Source organism: Mesorhizobium sp. M2A.F.Ca.ET.039.01.1.1 (assembly GCF_003998035.1).
Taxonomy (GTDB): Bacteria; Pseudomonadota; Alphaproteobacteria; order Rhizobiales; family Rhizobiaceae; genus Mesorhizobium.
Genome location: NZ_RZRY01000104.1, coordinates 1 through 13,636, shown reverse-complemented (window position 1 = coordinate 13,636; position 13,636 = coordinate 1). Strand labels below are relative to the sequence as shown.

Annotated in this window: 15 protein-coding genes; 7 read left to right on the top strand and 8 right to left on the bottom strand. The window is 64.3% G+C overall.

Going from position 1 to position 13,636, the window contains the following annotated elements:
* The 3 genes from EOA24_RS11140 to mutL form a co-directional block, all read left to right on the top strand.
* The coding region (locus tag EOA24_RS11140; protein WP_245501782.1) for a LysR substrate-binding domain-containing protein at positions 1 to 493 on the top strand (493 nt) is incomplete at its 5' end.
* An 83-nt stretch (positions 494 to 576) separates the two neighbouring features.
* Positions 577 to 1,431 (top strand): hypothetical protein, encoded by an 855-nt coding sequence (locus EOA24_RS11135; RefSeq protein WP_127257492.1) that lies wholly within the window; start codon positions 577 to 579, stop codon positions 1,429 to 1,431.
* Positions 1,432 to 1,502: 71 nt separating this feature from the next.
* Positions 1,503 to 3,377 (top strand): DNA mismatch repair endonuclease MutL, encoded by a 1,875-nt coding sequence (mutL, locus tag EOA24_RS11130; protein WP_126083122.1) that lies wholly within the window; start codon positions 1,503 to 1,505, stop codon positions 3,375 to 3,377.
* Positions 3,378 to 3,576: 199 nt separating this feature from the next.
* Here the strand turns inward: mutL and EOA24_RS11125 are convergent, their stop codons facing one another.
* On the bottom strand, positions 3,577 to 4,470 hold the full coding sequence (locus EOA24_RS11125; RefSeq protein ID WP_126083123.1) for a DMT family transporter: 894 nt from the start codon (positions 4,468 to 4,470) through the stop codon (positions 3,577 to 3,579).
* A 90-nt stretch (positions 4,471 to 4,560) separates the two neighbouring features.
* Here EOA24_RS11125 and EOA24_RS11120 point away from each other — a divergent pair, with 90 nt between their 5' ends.
* Entirely contained in the window at positions 4,561 to 5,487 is a 927-nt protein-coding gene (locus EOA24_RS11120) for a LysR substrate-binding domain-containing protein (protein WP_126083124.1), read from the top strand.
* An 80-nt stretch (positions 5,488 to 5,567) separates the two neighbouring features.
* Here the strand turns inward: EOA24_RS11120 and EOA24_RS11115 are convergent, their stop codons facing one another.
* Positions 5,568 to 6,170: a hypothetical protein gene (locus EOA24_RS11115; protein ID WP_126083125.1), complete on the bottom strand. Its 603-nt coding sequence runs from the start codon at positions 6,168 to 6,170 to the stop codon at positions 5,568 to 5,570.
* A 115-nt stretch (positions 6,171 to 6,285) separates the two neighbouring features.
* Between EOA24_RS11115 and EOA24_RS11110 the strand changes: the two genes are divergently transcribed.
* The 3 genes from EOA24_RS11110 (at position 6,286) to EOA24_RS11100 (ending at position 8,537) form a co-directional block, all read left to right on the top strand.
* Entirely contained in the window at positions 6,286 to 6,516 is a 231-nt protein-coding gene (locus EOA24_RS11110) for a DUF2093 domain-containing protein (protein WP_126061281.1), read from the top strand.
* Between the two features lie 122 nt (positions 6,517 to 6,638).
* Positions 6,639 to 7,418 (top strand): glycosyltransferase family 92 protein, encoded by a 780-nt coding sequence (locus EOA24_RS11105; RefSeq protein WP_245467094.1) that lies wholly within the window; start codon positions 6,639 to 6,641, stop codon positions 7,416 to 7,418.
* Positions 7,419 to 7,613: 195 nt separating this feature from the next.
* Positions 7,614 to 8,537: a UDP-glucuronic acid decarboxylase family protein gene (locus tag EOA24_RS11100; RefSeq protein WP_245491048.1), complete on the top strand. Its 924-nt coding sequence runs from the start codon at positions 7,614 to 7,616 to the stop codon at positions 8,535 to 8,537.
* Positions 8,538 to 8,574: 37 nt separating this feature from the next.
* On the opposite strand, the gene lpxK is transcribed toward EOA24_RS11100, so the two are convergent.
* The 6 genes from lpxK to EOA24_RS11070 all read right to left on the bottom strand — a co-directional run.
* Entirely contained in the window at positions 8,575 to 9,603 is a 1,029-nt protein-coding gene (gene lpxK, locus EOA24_RS11095) for a tetraacyldisaccharide 4'-kinase (protein ID WP_127409793.1), read from the bottom strand.
* A gap of 1 nt (position 9,604) precedes the next feature.
* Positions 9,605 to 10,921, bottom strand: coding sequence for a lipid IV(A) 3-deoxy-D-manno-octulosonic acid transferase (gene waaA / locus EOA24_RS11090; RefSeq protein WP_126083129.1), 1,317 nt, complete (start codon positions 10,919 to 10,921; stop codon positions 9,605 to 9,607).
* Complete coding sequence (locus EOA24_RS11085) at positions 10,918 to 11,697, bottom strand: lysophospholipid acyltransferase family protein (RefSeq protein ID WP_126083130.1); 780 nt, start codon at positions 11,695 to 11,697, stop codon at positions 10,918 to 10,920. Before EOA24_RS11085 ends, waaA begins: the two co-directional genes overlap by 4 nt.
* A 5-nt stretch (positions 11,698 to 11,702) precedes the next feature.
* On the bottom strand, positions 11,703 to 11,948 hold the full coding sequence (locus EOA24_RS11080) for a DUF4170 domain-containing protein (protein WP_126083131.1): 246 nt from the start codon (positions 11,946 to 11,948) through the stop codon (positions 11,703 to 11,705).
* Between the two features lie 75 nt (positions 11,949 to 12,023).
* Positions 12,024 to 12,833 carry a 3'(2'),5'-bisphosphate nucleotidase CysQ gene (locus EOA24_RS11075; RefSeq protein WP_126083132.1) on the bottom strand — a complete coding sequence of 270 codons (810 nt, stop codon included), beginning with the start codon at positions 12,831 to 12,833 and terminating at the stop codon, positions 12,024 to 12,026.
* Positions 12,820 to 13,636, bottom strand: an 817-nt coding sequence (locus EOA24_RS11070) for a metallopeptidase TldD-related protein (RefSeq protein WP_133374495.1), incomplete at its 5' end; no start/stop codon positions are given. The genes EOA24_RS11070 and EOA24_RS11075, both read right to left, overlap by 14 nt.

Here is a 13,636-nt window from a genome sequence, read left to right as displayed (position 1 = left end):
CGACATCATCGCCGAGGGGATTCCGCTGGGCGTGCGCGGCGGCGTGCCGCGCGACTGGCCGGATTATCACTCGCTGTCGCTCTCCGATGAAGAAATCTTCCCAGTCGCCGGCCCCAGCTATCTCGCCAGGTTCGGCAAGCCGAGGACGGTCGAGGAACTGGCCACGCACCGGCTGATTCATCTAGAAGAACCCTATCGCGAGGCCCCGACCTGGGACGAATGGTTCGCTTCGGCCGGAACCAGCCTGCGCAATGCCGAGCGCGGCCTGCGCATCAACGACTATGCGCTGGTGATCCAGGCGGTGATGGAAGGGCAAGGCATCTCGCTCGGCTGGCGGCACCTGGTCGAACGTCTTGTGGCATCCGGGCTGCTGGTGCCGGTGACCGATCACGTGATGCGGACCGGCATCGGCTTCCACGTCATCTGGCCGAAGAACCGCGATCTCAGCGACAATGCGCGCAAGGTCAGGGACTGGCTGGTGGCGCAGGCGTGAAAACTGATTGTATCCGAAAGTTCCCTCTATCACTGGTAGGCGTTCCAGGTGTACTAACTGCGTACCGGATTTTGGGGGGGATAATGATGATCGCGAAACTTAGCGGCAATTTCGGCGTGGCTGTGTCTGGTCTAATCACGTTTGTGATGGTTGTTCTGGCAGTAATAGTCGTCAACAACCTAACAGGCTTCAACGTTTTCTCGTTCAGTTTCTGGGTGGTCATTCCGGCTGGAGCAGTGTTGACCGGGGTGGCTGCAGCCTCGGGCTATTATTTTGGCAGCCTGTTTTTTCACACCCGACCCACATGGTTTCTTCTCGTCCAAATTCTCATTGTGACAGCTGCGGCGCAATTGGTCATCTACTATGGCGAATATCGCTCATTGGTCCTGGACGACGGCACTATGGCTTCTGACGCCATTGGTTTTTGGGATTATCTCGATACCTATCTAAGGTCGATGCATCTCAAGGCTGGACATGGCGGCCATATCGACAGTGGCGAGGTTGGCGACTTTGGCTACTGGTTAGCAGTGATCGATTTCATAGGCTTCATCCTGGGAGGATTTTTCGTCTTTTTCATGCTGCAAACCTATCCGACGTGCTGGAAATGCAGTCGATACCTCAGGAAAATAACCAAAACCGGCCAGATGTTTCCAGACCATGGGCAGTTCGCGAAATATTACGACACACTTTTTCAGCACCCTGTCGACAGCAGGCCCTTCGCGGATTTGATGAAAGGCAACCCGAAAGTCCGCAAACCCGCTTTGGGCACGGTCTTGGTAGGATCTGATCTTCTCGGCTGTGAGCACTGCAAGACACAGCTTCTAGCTCAAAAGGTTCAGATCCTGGGAAAGAAGGGGTGGAAGGATATCGCAAAGCTGACCCGGAACGTTCGGCTGCCGGATGGCGTGGATCTGCGGCAGGTGGTTACTCCTGGCTGATTTGGGTGACGGCGGCGGTTTGATGCAATTGGCCTATCCGCAGCGCACTCGAATCCGCCTATAATCACCGGATGCCCATCCGTCAGCTTTCCGAAACGATGATCAACCAGATCGCCGCCGGCGAGGTCATCGAGCGTCCGGCGAGCGTGGTGAAGGAGCTGGTCGAGAATGCGCTCGACGCTGGCGCGTCGCGCGTGGAGATCGTCACCGCCGGCGGCGGGCTGAACCTGATCCGCGTCACCGATGACGGCTCGGGTATCCCCGAACAGGAACTCGCGCTGGCCATTGCCCGCCACTGCACCTCGAAGCTTTCCAATGACATCCACGACATCCGCTCGCTGGGCTTTCGCGGCGAGGCGCTGCCCTCGATCGGCTCGGTGGCGCGACTGTCGATCCGTTCGCGCACGGCGTCAGGCGAGAGCGCGGCCGAGATCGGGATCGACGGCGGGCGCGTCTTACCGGTGAAGCCGGCGGCGGCCAACCGCGGCACCACGGTCGAGGTGCGCGACCTCTTCTTCGCGACGCCGGCCAGGCTGAAATTCATGAAGGGCGAACGCGCTGAAAGCTCGGCCACCAGCGACGTGGTGAAGCGCATCGCGATCGCTTTCCCGGCCGTGCGCTTCACGCTGGCCGGTTCAGACCGCTCGACCTTAGAACTGCCGGCGACGAGCGACACGCCGGAAGGCCAGCTCGCCCGCGTGGCGCAGGTGATGGGCAAGGATTTCCCGGACAATGCCATTGCCATCGATGCCATGCGTGACGGCGTGCATCTGGCCGGCCATGTCTCGATCCCGTCCTACACGCGCGCCAACGCGCTGCAGCAATATGCCTATGTCAACGGACGTCCGGTGCGCGACAAGCTGATCGCCGGCGCGATCCGCGGCGCCTTCGCCGATGTGCTGCCGCGCGACCGGCACGCGGTGACGGTGCTCTTCCTGTCGCTCGATCCCTCGACGGTCGACGTCAATGTCCATCCGGCCAAGGCCGATGTACGCTTCCGCGATCCGGGACTGGTGCGCGGGCTGATCGTCGGCGCCATCCGCGACGCGCTGGCCGGCGCCGGCATCCGCGCGGCGACGACAGGCGCCGCCGGCATGATGGCGGCATTTCGGCCTGGGGCCGCAGCCTATTCCCACCCCGGCCCGGCGGGCGGCCATCGCAGCTACGAGGCCGCCTATCACGCCTCCAACTCCGGAGGCTTCGACCCGTTGCGTTCGGCGCAGCGGCCGCTCGATATGGGCTATGGCGAGGCGGGGCATCAGCGCAATGGCTTTGCGGAGAACGACCAGGCGGCGTTCGACACCGGCCCGCTCGCCAGCGCCGATGCCCGCGCCGGCGTCGCCGAGCCGGCCGAGGCGCTGCTCGGCATGGTGCTGGGCGCGGCGCGCGCGCAGGTGCATGAGAATTATATCGTCGCGCAGACCAGGGATTCGCTCGTCATCGTCGACCAGCATGCCGCGCATGAGCGGCTGGTCTATGAGGCGCTGAAGAACGCCCTGCATTCGCGCGCTGTCCCGTCGCAGATGCTGCTTTTGCCCGAGATCGTCGATCTGCCGGAGGAAGACGCCGAGCGGCTGGCGATGCACTCCGAGACGCTGGCCAAATTCGGCCTCGGCCTGGAGCGCTTCGGCCCCGGCGCGGTGGCGGTGCGCGAGACGCCTTCGATGCTGGGCGAGACCAATGTGCAGCAGCTGGTGCGCGACCTTGCCGACGAGATCGCCGACAACGACACCGTCGAGACGCTGAAGGAACGGCTGGACAAGATCGCCGCGACCATGGCCTGCCATGGTTCCGTCCGCTCGGGCCGGCTGCTCAAGGCCGAGGAAATGAACGCGCTGCTGCGCCAGATGGAGGCGACGCCCGGCTCCGGCACCTGCAACCACGGCCGACCGACCTATATCGAGCTCAAGCTGGCCGATATCGAACGGCTGTTTGGAAGGCGGTGAGTGCGCCACGGCCCCTCACCCAGCCTCCGCTGCGCTCGGCTGACCTCTCCCCGGTGGGGAGAGGAGATTGTCGGCGCCGGCGCCAATCTCTTCTCCCATGGGGAGAAGGTGGCCGCGAAGCGGCCGGATGAGGGGGCAAGAAAAGAGCCGCTCGAAGCGGCTCTTTTCTTGAGTCAGGAAATGACTTCAACCTTTTGATTTACCGCTTCAAATTCACCACGATCACGCCGCCCAGAGCCAGCGCGCCGCCGAGGATGCCGAGCAGCGACGGCACTTCGCCCAGCCAGAAGAAGCCGATCAAAGCGGAGGTCGGCGAGACCAGATAGAGGAAGTTCGAGGCGCGGGCGGCAGGCAGGCGCGACAGCGCGGTCGCCCAGGCCGCATAGGCGATCAACGAGGGCACAATGCCGAGATAGATGACGGCGCCGAGACCGGCAGTGTCGGCGACCGCCGCCTGCGAAAACGCTTCCGTCAGGAATGGCGACAGGCAGAGCGCGCCGAGCACCATGTTGGAGGCGGATATCGTCAGCGGATGATGGCGGGCAAAGAGCGGCTTCTGGACGATCGTGTTGACGGCCGAGCAAAGCGCCGAGCCCAGCACCAGCAGCGCGCCGGTATTGAAATGCAGGCCATGTCCGTCGGCCACCGCGATGATGCCGATGCCAGCGAAGGAAATGACCGTGCCCAGCCAGGCGATGCCTGAGAACCGCTCGCCGAGCAGGGCCATGGCCATGATTGCGGTGAAGATCGGGCTGACATTGATGATGAAGCCGGCCGCACCCGCCGAGACCGTGAGCTCGCCGAAATTGAGCATGGCGGTGTAGAGCGCGACGAAGATGGCGCCGCCAAAGGCGAAGCGCCACAGCTCGCCGATCCTGGGCAGCGCCGGGCGCTTCACCGCGAGAAATATGGCGGCCGGGACCGCAGCGATGGCAAAGCGCAGCGCGCCGAGCTCCAGCGGCTGGAAGGAGGTAAGGCCGGCGCGGATCGCCGGGAACGCCGAAGCCCAGCCAAGCACCGTAAGCGCCACCGCGACGGCCGCGGTGCCGTCCATGCGCTGTGTCTCATTCAACGTGCCGGTGTAAGCACTCATTGCCGTACCCTCGTGTTTTGGTGCCATGGACGCAGAAAACGCCATTGCCGGCCGATTGACAAACGAGCAAATCGAGGGTCAGCTGTGAGCATGGATCACAGCTCGGATCAGATACTGCCGTTGGAAACCTTGCGCGCCTTCGATGCCGCGGCGCGCACGGGGAGTTTTTCCGCGGCGGCCGAAAAACTCAACCTCACCCATGGCGCGGTGAGTCGCCAGATTGCCAAGCTCGAGGACTGGCTCGGCTTGAAAGTGTTCGAGCGCAATGCGCGCGGCGTGTCGCTGACCATCGAGGGCAATCGCCTGCATCTTCGCACCACAGAGGCCTTCGCGCTGATTTCGGTCAATTCCGACCGCTGGGTCGAGCCGCGCGGCACGGCCGTGGTGCGGCTGGCCTCGATCCCCTCGGTGAGCGGATTATGGCTGATGCCGCGCATGGCCGCATTGGAAAACCATCCGACCAAGTTGCGCATCGTGCTCGATGTCGACAATCGCCAGGCCGACCTTGCCGACGAAGGCATCGACCTTTCGGTGCGCTGCGGGCGCGGCCGCATCCCGGGCCGCGTCTCGGTGCAGCTTTTCGAGGAGCAGATTTTCCCCATCGCCTCGCCGGAGCTCGCCAAGGAGATCGGACGGGGCGACCCTGCGCGGCTGCTGAAGTACCCGCTGATCAACGATTCCGATGCATCCGGATGGCGTGCATGGCTCGCCGCGCAAGACATCGATTACCGCCCCCGTCCGCAGGACCGGCGTTTCGAGGATTACAATCTGGTTCTGGACGCGGCGGCGCATGGGCTGGGCATTGCGCTGGCGCGGCCGCCGCTGACCGCGGACCAGCTCCGGTCCGGCCGTATCGTTGCCGTCGATGAGCGCGTTGCGCTCAATCCAGTGTCCTATTGGATGGACCGTCCGGTCGGCCGGCCGCGCGCGGCGGCGGCAGATCTGGCCGGGCGCATCGCCGAACAGGCGGGGCTTGCTCGGGAAAAGCTCGAAGCTTTCCTTCAGGATGACGTCTAGGGCATTCACCGTTTCACGAAAACGGTGAAATGCCCATCTCCTTCGGGCGGAAAACCGTTCACACTTTTCCTGGAATTGCTCTAGCGAAGCAGCAGGACCATGATCGTTGCCGTCACCGCCGAGACGATGGCCGTGACAACCGAGATCGTCCAAAGGGATATCGGCGCGGATTCCGATCGCGGCGCGTGACCAGCCGGGCGGATCGCGGCGCCCCGAGGCTGCGGCGCGTTGGCGTTGGCTGCTACCAGCACCGCGGCGGAGGCGACGGCCGGCGAAAATGTGGACAATGCCGGCGCAACCGCGGGCCTGGACACATTGTCTGCAACCGCTGCCTGCGGTGAGGCGAAGCCGCGCGGAGCCTGATCGGCATCCGTCGCCGCCCTGCCCATCGAGGGTCTTGCCGGCGAGGCGTCGGTGACGGCATCGGGCTCCATCACGGCGCGGTAAGCATCCTCGACCTCTGCGGACGACAGGCGCTGCGATGCCTGGGCGGCAGGGCGCGGCTGCGCGCTTTGCAGCGACTGGGCCGCGATTTGCGCCGCCTGCCCCGTCGAGGGCGCCGGCGGCTGGACCAGCGTCTTGATCAAAGCCGCCACCGCAGGATCGGCCTTGGGCGAAGGCGCCGGCTGCGGGGTAAGCGCTTCACCGATCAGTGCGTTCAAGCGGGTCGAGGTGATGTCCATGCCGGCTTCCGGAAACTATTTTGACGCTCAGCCATACCGGATGAGCATTGCGTCAAGCTTGACGTTGCTTGCGATTTGTGGCGATTGAAACCCAGATGAACGCAAGCGTCCTTTCATGATGAACCGTTTCGAAGGCCCGGGCGGCAGGGAAGCCCGGATCCGCTATCTCGACGGCGACTTCCAGGTCACCAGTCCGGGCTCGTTCGTGCGCTGCGCGGTGACGGGCGAGAACATTCCGCTCGACGAGCTCAAATATTGGAGCGTCGCCCGGCAAGAGCCCTATGTGAACGCGGCGGTCTCGCTTGCCCGCGAGATCGAGATGCACCCGGAGCTGCGCAAACGGTGATAGGCCGGGCGAGTTCACGACGCCGTGACAGTCACCTCGATTGCGCCTAGGCTACCGAATTGAAAAACTTCAAAAAGTCTCTCAAGACCTTTCTTCGCATGCCGCTTATCATGCGTGCGAGAATGCGCGATCGGGCGGTATCGAAAGCCCCACGGTTTAAGCTGGCGGCCTGCGCCATCTTCCGTGAAGAAGCGCCGTTTCTGGCCGAATGGATCAGGTTCCACCAGGGTGTGGGATTTGAGCATTTCTATCTCTACAACAACTTCTCGACCGACGACTTCAAAGCCGTATTGGACCCGTTCATCCAGCAAGGGCTGGTTACGTTGGTCGACTGGCCGCGGCCGGTGGGACAGCTGTCGGCTTATAGGGACTGCATCCGCAGGCGCTGGCGTGAAGCATTGTGGATCGGATTCTTCGACATCGATGAGTTTCTTTTCGCGCCCGACGGACGTGACGTGCCCTCGGTTCTCAGGGACTATCGCGACCTTCCAGGCGTTTGCGTCTGGCAGGCGTTCTATGGCTCTTCCGGCCATGTCGAGCGACCGGAAAGACCACTGGTCGAGGCCTTTACGATGCGAGCCGGGCCGAACATCACGACGGTCAAGACTATCCTCAACCCTCGCATGGTCTACAGGCCTGGCGTCCATCAGTCGAAATTCCTGTTCGGTGAAGGGGTGGACACTGATCGACGGACCATCGTGCCCGGTATGCCTCCCAAGCTCGATATATTGAGGATCAATCACTATTGGTCGCGATCGCTCGCCGACCTCGACCAGAAGATCCGGCGCGGCGACGCCTCGACTTCCACGCCGCGCGACAGGGATTGGCATTTCGACTTCGAAAGCAAGCTCAATGTCGAGCGCGACGAGACCATCCTCGAGGCGATGCAGCGTCAGCGCTGAGGCAACCTGCAACTTGGCCTGTCGCGGCTTCACGGCCGGCGCCATTCACCCGGGCCAGCCCATACAGGTTCCTGGCCGAGTGCCGGCAACAATCGATCGTCGCGACGAAAAACCCTTCTTCCAACGCACGTGACAGGTCCGTGACTCTGCGGTTATAGACAATGCCGTGGGTATGGGGGATTTGCCGTGAAGGCTCTGGTGACCGGCGGTGCCGGCTTTATTGGTTCGCATTTATGCGACCTGTTGCTGGCAAGCGGCCATGAAGTAATATGCCTCGACAATTTCTTGACTGGTTCGGATGAGAACATCCGTCACCTGTCAAACAATGCGCGGTTCAGCCTGCTGAGGCACGACGTCACCGTGCCGCTTCAGGCCGAGGCCGATGAGATCTTCAATCTCGCTTGCCCCGCCTCGCCTGTTCACTACCAGCGCATTCCAATCGAGACGACAAAGGCTTGCGTCTATGGCGCCATCAACATGCTCGACCTTGCATGCGCTTCGGGCGCCAGAATCCTCCAGGCGTCGACGTCCGAGGTCTATGGCGATCCGCAAGTCCATCCCCAGACCGAGGCCTATTGGGGCCATGTCAACCCGATTGGCCCGCGCAGTTGCTACGATGAAGGCAAAAGATGCGCCGAAGCACTGTTCTTCGACTATCGGCGCCGGTCGCAACTGCCGATCAAGGTGGTGCGCATCTTCAATACATATGGACCTCGCATGCACCCTTCGGATGAGCGCGTGGTCAGCAATTTCATCGTTCAGGCATTGCGCAAAGACCCCATAACCATCTACGGCGACGGAAGCCACACCCGCAGTTTCTGCTATGTCGACGACCTGGTGGATGCGATGGCCCGGATGATGGCGACGCCCGACGATTTCGTCGGGCCCGTCAACATCGGAAACCCGACGGAAGTCACGATCCTCGAGCTGGCCGAGCTGGTGCTGGGCATCGTCGGCGGCAAGTCGAAGATCGAGTTCAAGCCCCTCCCCGAAGACGATCCCCAACAGCGCCAGCCCGATATAGGCCTGGCGCGTTCGGCGCTGGACTGGTCCCCTCGTGTTGCCCTCGAAGACGGGCTTGGCGAGACAGTCCGCTATTTCCGTGGGCTTATCAACTGACGGCAGGGCACCGGATCAACCAGGCGCGCCGCAAAACTCAGCCACGCATCTTGCGCTGACGCCAGGCGTCGAGCGTCTCGCCGATGATGCGTTCAGGCACGTGATCGAGCTCGAACACGGCCTCGATGTCGAGCACGTCCAGTTGATCGAGGAAACCGGCGGGCACCTCGCCGTGGCGCAGCCGCGCGGCGTCCTTCGCCGTGGTGACCAGGCGCAGCCCCTCCTGCCGGGCGAGCGCCAGAAGGTCGGCAAGCTCGTCCTGGGCGTAGAAATGATGGTCCGGAAAGGCGCGCGAAAGCGCGACTTCACCGCCCGCTCCGCGCACCGTGTCGAAGAATTTCTCCGGATGGCCGATGCCGGCGAAGGCCAGGAACCGGCCGCCGGCGAAGCGTGACGGATCCGCCGGCTCGACATGCGCCAGGAAGATCGGCCGGCCGGCACGCGCCGCCTGGCGCACGACGCCGTCGGCGGCGGCGCCCTCGCCCATCTTCAGCAAGCCGCTGGTGAAGACCAGCTGGTCGACGATCTTGGCGCGGAGCGGTCCACCCGGAATGACGTGGCCGTTTCCGACGCCGAAGCGGGCGTCTACCACGACCAGCGCATAGTCGATATGGATGCGCGCCGACTGGAAGCCGTCATCCATGATCAGGAAATCGCAGCCATGTCCCTCGATGAGCAGTTTTGCGCCCGCGGCGCGGTTCGCCGTCACCGCCACCGGCGCGTGTTCGGCCAGAAGCAGCGGCTCGTCGCCGACATGCTTGGCGGCGTCGTGATGCGCATCGACGACATGCGGCTTGGCAAACGAACCGCCATGGCCGCGCGACAGGAAGCCCGGCGTGAGCTGCATACGCTTGGCTTGCCTCGCCAGGGCGATAGCGACCGGCGTCTTGCCGCTGCCGCCGACCGTCAGGTTGCCGACGCACAATACCGGCGCGTCGACCTTCTCGCGCGGGGCATGCCGCATGCGGCGGCCGGCAACCATGCCGTAGGCAGCCGACACCGGCGACAGAGCGAGCACGCGCCAGTCCGGCTTTTCCCACCAGAAGGGCGGCGCCTCGCAGGTCATCTCATCGACCGTTGGCGCCTTTCAGGCGCGCCTTGACGACCAGCGGCTGGATATAGGGCTCCAGAGATTTCAGCGTCCGGGCGAGCGCGCCGCGCATCTCGTCGACGGTGGCGGCACCCGCCGCGATCATTTCGTGGCGCGCCACCTCGTTGGTCAAAAGGAAATTGACCGCGCCGGTCAGCATGTCGCGGTCGCGCACAAGCTTGGCGCCGCCGCTGTCGAGCAGGCGCTGATAGGCCTCGCGGAAATTCTGGACGTTGCGGCCGGCAAGCACCGCGGTTTCGAGCATTGCCGGCTCGAGCGGGTTCTGGCCGCCTTCCGAGGTCAGCGAACGGCCGACGAAAGCGATCTCGGTCAGCCTCAGGTAAAGCCCCATCTCACCGATCGTATCGCCCAGAAGGATATCGGTATCGTGCGAGATGCGGTCACCCTTGCTGCGCCGTGCCACCGTCAGGCCCATGCCGGAAATCTGCGCGGCAAGCGCGTCGGCGCGGTCGGGATGACGCGGCACGATGATGGTCAAAAGCCCATGATGGCGCCTGTGCAGGCTGGCATGGACCTCGGCGGCCACGACCTCTTCGCCGTCATGGGTCGAGATCGCCGCCCAGGTGGGGCGATCGCCGATCTGGCGCTGCAGGGTGGCCAGGGCCCGCTCATCAACCGGCGGCGGGTTGGTGTCGACCTTGAGATTGCCGGAAACCGTGACCGGCCGGGCGCCGAGCGCGCGGAACCGCTCGCCGTCGACATCCGATTGGGCGATGACATGGGCGAGATTCTCGAACAGCGCCTCGGCAACGCTTGCGCGCTTCTTCCACGACGTGAAGGAGCGGTCCGACAGCCGGCCGTTGACCAGAACCTGCGGCACATTGCGGGCGCCGAGTTCCAGGATGGTCATCGGCCAGATTTCCGATTCGGCGATGATCGCCAGTTCCGGCCGCCAGTGATCGAGGAAACGGCTTACCGCGGGCTTGAGATCGAGCGGCACATATTGGTGGATGATGCGGCTGCCGAGGCGCTCGTCGGCGACCTTGGCCGAAGTCACGGTGCCGGTGGTCAGGACGACGTTGACGCCGTAGTCGAGGATGCTCTCGACCAGTGGCACCACCGCGATCGTCTCGCCGACGCTTGCCGCATGGATCCAGATCACCGGCCCTTCCGGCCGGGGCCGGCCGGCGACGCCGTAGCGCTCGCGGCGCCGGGCGCGATCTTCCTTGCCGCGCGAGGCGCGCCAGGCGACATAAGGACCGATCAGCGGATAGGCGGCCGCCCCCGCATAGCGGTAGGCGGTCAGGGCCGCACGCGCCCAGCGCTCGCTCATTTGCCGCCATCCACGAGGCGATAGGCCTCGGCCGTCGCGGCGTTGAGGGAGGCGGTGACCTCCTGGCGCTTGCGCTCCATCTCGGCATCGTCGGCATCGGCCGGCACGAAGACCGGGGGGCCTACGATAACCGCGGAGCGCCCGAAAGGCAGGTTTATGGTGGTCTTGTCCCAACTCCTCTCAAGCACCTTGCGGCGACTGGTGGCGATGGCCGAGGGCAGGATCGGCCGGCCGGAAAGCCTGGCCAGAAGAACGATGCCAAGCCCGGCCTCGCGCGGCTTGCCGTTCGGAATGTCGGCGATCATGGCGACGTTCTTGCCGATCACGAGCGACCTCTTGAGCGCGATCAAGGCCTTGGCGCCGCCCTTGTCGAGATGGTTCGAGCTGTTGCGGCCGCCGGAACCGCGCACCGCCTCGATGCCGAATTTCTCGAGCATCAGTGCCTGGAGCTCGGCGTCGGCGCTGCGCGAGACCATGGCGACCAGCGGCCGGCCCTTGGGGTAATAGGCAGGGGTCAGGAGTTGCTGGCCGTGCCAGAGCGCGATGATGCCGGGCTCGAGATGCGCATAAGCGCCGCCGGCAACCTTCGTCGAGCCTTCGACAAGCGGGCTGGTGAGGCGAATCAGCCGCAGGAACCAGGCGAACAGGCTGGCGATGAAATTCTTGACGAAACTCGACTGCGCCAACGGCTCGCGGATGCGCCGCCACAGCGTACGCGTTCCGCCGCGTCTGGCAGCGCGCCGCCTGGTCGCGCCTTTCACCGCTTCATGCTCCATCGACGTCAACCGCCGACCTTTGTTTCTGGATCGAGCAGACGGTGCAGATGAACAACGAAATAACGCATATGGGCATTGTCGACACTGGCCTGCGCCTTCGCCTTCCACGCAGTGTGCGCCGAATGATAGTCGGGGTAGATTCCGACGATGTCGAGCGCGTCCAGGTCACGAAACTCGGTTCCACCCAGCTTTTTCAGCTCTCCACCGAAAACCAGGTGCAAAAGCTGTTTCTTTCCGTCTTCCACGGCCATGCCGATCCTTCGCAGATTCATGAATTTTGTGAAACGTTTAGCCCAAAGCAGACGATTTTGGAACTGTGGGCCGACTCACCCTTGGTCAATGCGGGCAATTACACCGGCGAGCACGCCGAGCAGTTCACCGCTGCCGGCGGCAAGCGCGCCGTGATTGATCACCTCGCCGGCATAGCGCGGCGGCTTGCCGGCGCGATCAAGCAGTGCGCCGCCAGCCTCGGCGAGGATGAGATCGGCGGCGGCGATGTCCCAGTCATGCGCATTCGGCTTGACGAAGGCCGCATCGAGCTTGCCGGCGGCGATCATCGCCAGCCTATAGGCAAGCGAGGGGATGTAGGCGGCCCGCCGCAGCCTGTCGTGCCAGACTTCCGGCATCAGGTCGACCAGCGTCTTGGGTCCGCCGATATCGACGCTCTGACCCAGCGGACGCACATGGATGCGCTTGTCGTTGAGATAGGCGCCCTCGCCCGGCAGCGCCCAGTAGGTCTCATGCTTGGCCGGGCATTCGAGCACGCCGGCGAGCGAGCGGCCGTCCTCGACCACGGCGACGCTGACGCACCAGGAATGCAGACCGTCGAGAAAGCCGCGCGTGCCGTCGATCGGGTCGACGACGAAGGTGCGGCGGGCCGACAGCCTGGCGTGGTCATCGGCGGTCTCTTCCGACAGCCAGCCATAATCGGGACGCGCATTGAGCAAGGTCTCGCGAAGATAGGCGTCCGCCGCATGGTCGGCCTCGCTCACCGGCGAGGTGCCGCCCTTCATCCACACCTGCGGGTTGTTGCCGAAATAGCCCATGGCGATGGCGCCGGCTTCGCGGGCGGCTTCGCGCAGCAATGCAAGGTCGTCGCCAGCCTCGCTCGATGTCAGTTGGTCAAGCGCCGGCAAGGGTCATCCCTTCGATCAGGAGCGTCGGGGCAGCCGTGCCGAAATTGCGGTCGAGGTCGCTCGCCGGCACCATGTTGAGGAACATGGTCTTCAGGTTGGAGGCGATCGTCACCTCGGCCACCGGATAGGCCAGCGCGCCGTTCTCGATCCAGTAGCCGGAGGCGCCGCGGCTGTATTCTCCGGTCACCATGTCGACGCCCTGACCGAACACCTCGGTGACGTAAAAGCCGCGCTTCAGCGACGCGATCAAGTCGTCCGGCGAATGCTCGCCGGGCTCGATGGCGAGATTGGTCGAGGACGGCGAGACCGACGAGCCGCTGCGGGAGCCGCGTCCATTTGTGACGAGACCGAGCTCGCGCGCGGCCGAGGTCGACAGGAACCAGTGGTTCAAGATGCCCTTCTCGACCATCAGCAGCTTCCCGCCCTCGACGCCTTCGCCGTCGAACGGGCGCGAGGCCTGTCCCCGCCGGCGCAAAGGTTCGTCGGTGACGGTGATCGCGGCCGAGGCCACTTGATTGCCCATCATGTCGCGCAGGAAGCTGGTCTTGCGGGCGACCGACGCGCCGTTGATGGCGCCGGCGAGATGGCCGGCGATGCCGCGCGCGACGCGCGGATCGAACACCACATCGACCGGGCCGGTCGCCGCCTTGCGGGCGCCGAGGCGGCGCACGGCGCGTTCGCCGGCCTTGCGGCCGATCTCTTCCGGCGCGTCGAGGTCGGCGAAATGCTGGCGCGAGGAGAATTCATAGTCGCGCTCCATCGCCGTGCCCTCCCCGGCAATGACGCTGGTCGAGCGCGAGAAA

Coding starts and splice junctions, on each gene's coding strand:
- EOA24_RS11085 (WP_126083130.1), bottom strand. CDS start 11,697: ATGGAGCATGAAGCGGTGAAAGGCGCGACCAGGCGGCGCGCTGCCAGA.
- EOA24_RS11080 (WP_126083131.1), bottom strand. CDS start 11,948: ATGGCCGTGGAAGACGGAAAGAAACAGCTTTTGCACCTGGTTTTCGGT.
- mutL (WP_126083122.1), top strand. CDS start 1,503: ATGCCCATCCGTCAGCTTTCCGAAACGATGATCAACCAGATCGCCGCC.
- EOA24_RS11135 (WP_127257492.1), top strand. CDS start 577: ATGATGATCGCGAAACTTAGCGGCAATTTCGGCGTGGCTGTGTCTGGT.
- EOA24_RS11125 (WP_126083123.1), bottom strand. CDS start 4,470: ATGAGTGCTTACACCGGCACGTTGAATGAGACACAGCGCATGGACGGC.
- EOA24_RS11110 (WP_126061281.1), top strand. CDS start 6,286: ATGATGAACCGTTTCGAAGGCCCGGGCGGCAGGGAAGCCCGGATCCGC.
- EOA24_RS11105 (WP_245467094.1), top strand. CDS start 6,639: ATGCGCGATCGGGCGGTATCGAAAGCCCCACGGTTTAAGCTGGCGGCC.
- EOA24_RS11115 (WP_126083125.1), bottom strand. CDS start 6,170: ATGGACATCACCTCGACCCGCTTGAACGCACTGATCGGTGAAGCGCTT.
- EOA24_RS11120 (WP_126083124.1), top strand. CDS start 4,561: ATGGATCACAGCTCGGATCAGATACTGCCGTTGGAAACCTTGCGCGCC.
- lpxK (WP_127409793.1), bottom strand. CDS start 9,603: ATGACCTGCGAGGCGCCGCCCTTCTGGTGGGAAAAGCCGGACTGGCGC.
- waaA (WP_126083129.1), bottom strand. CDS start 10,921: ATGAGCGAGCGCTGGGCGCGTGCGGCCCTGACCGCCTACCGCTATGCG.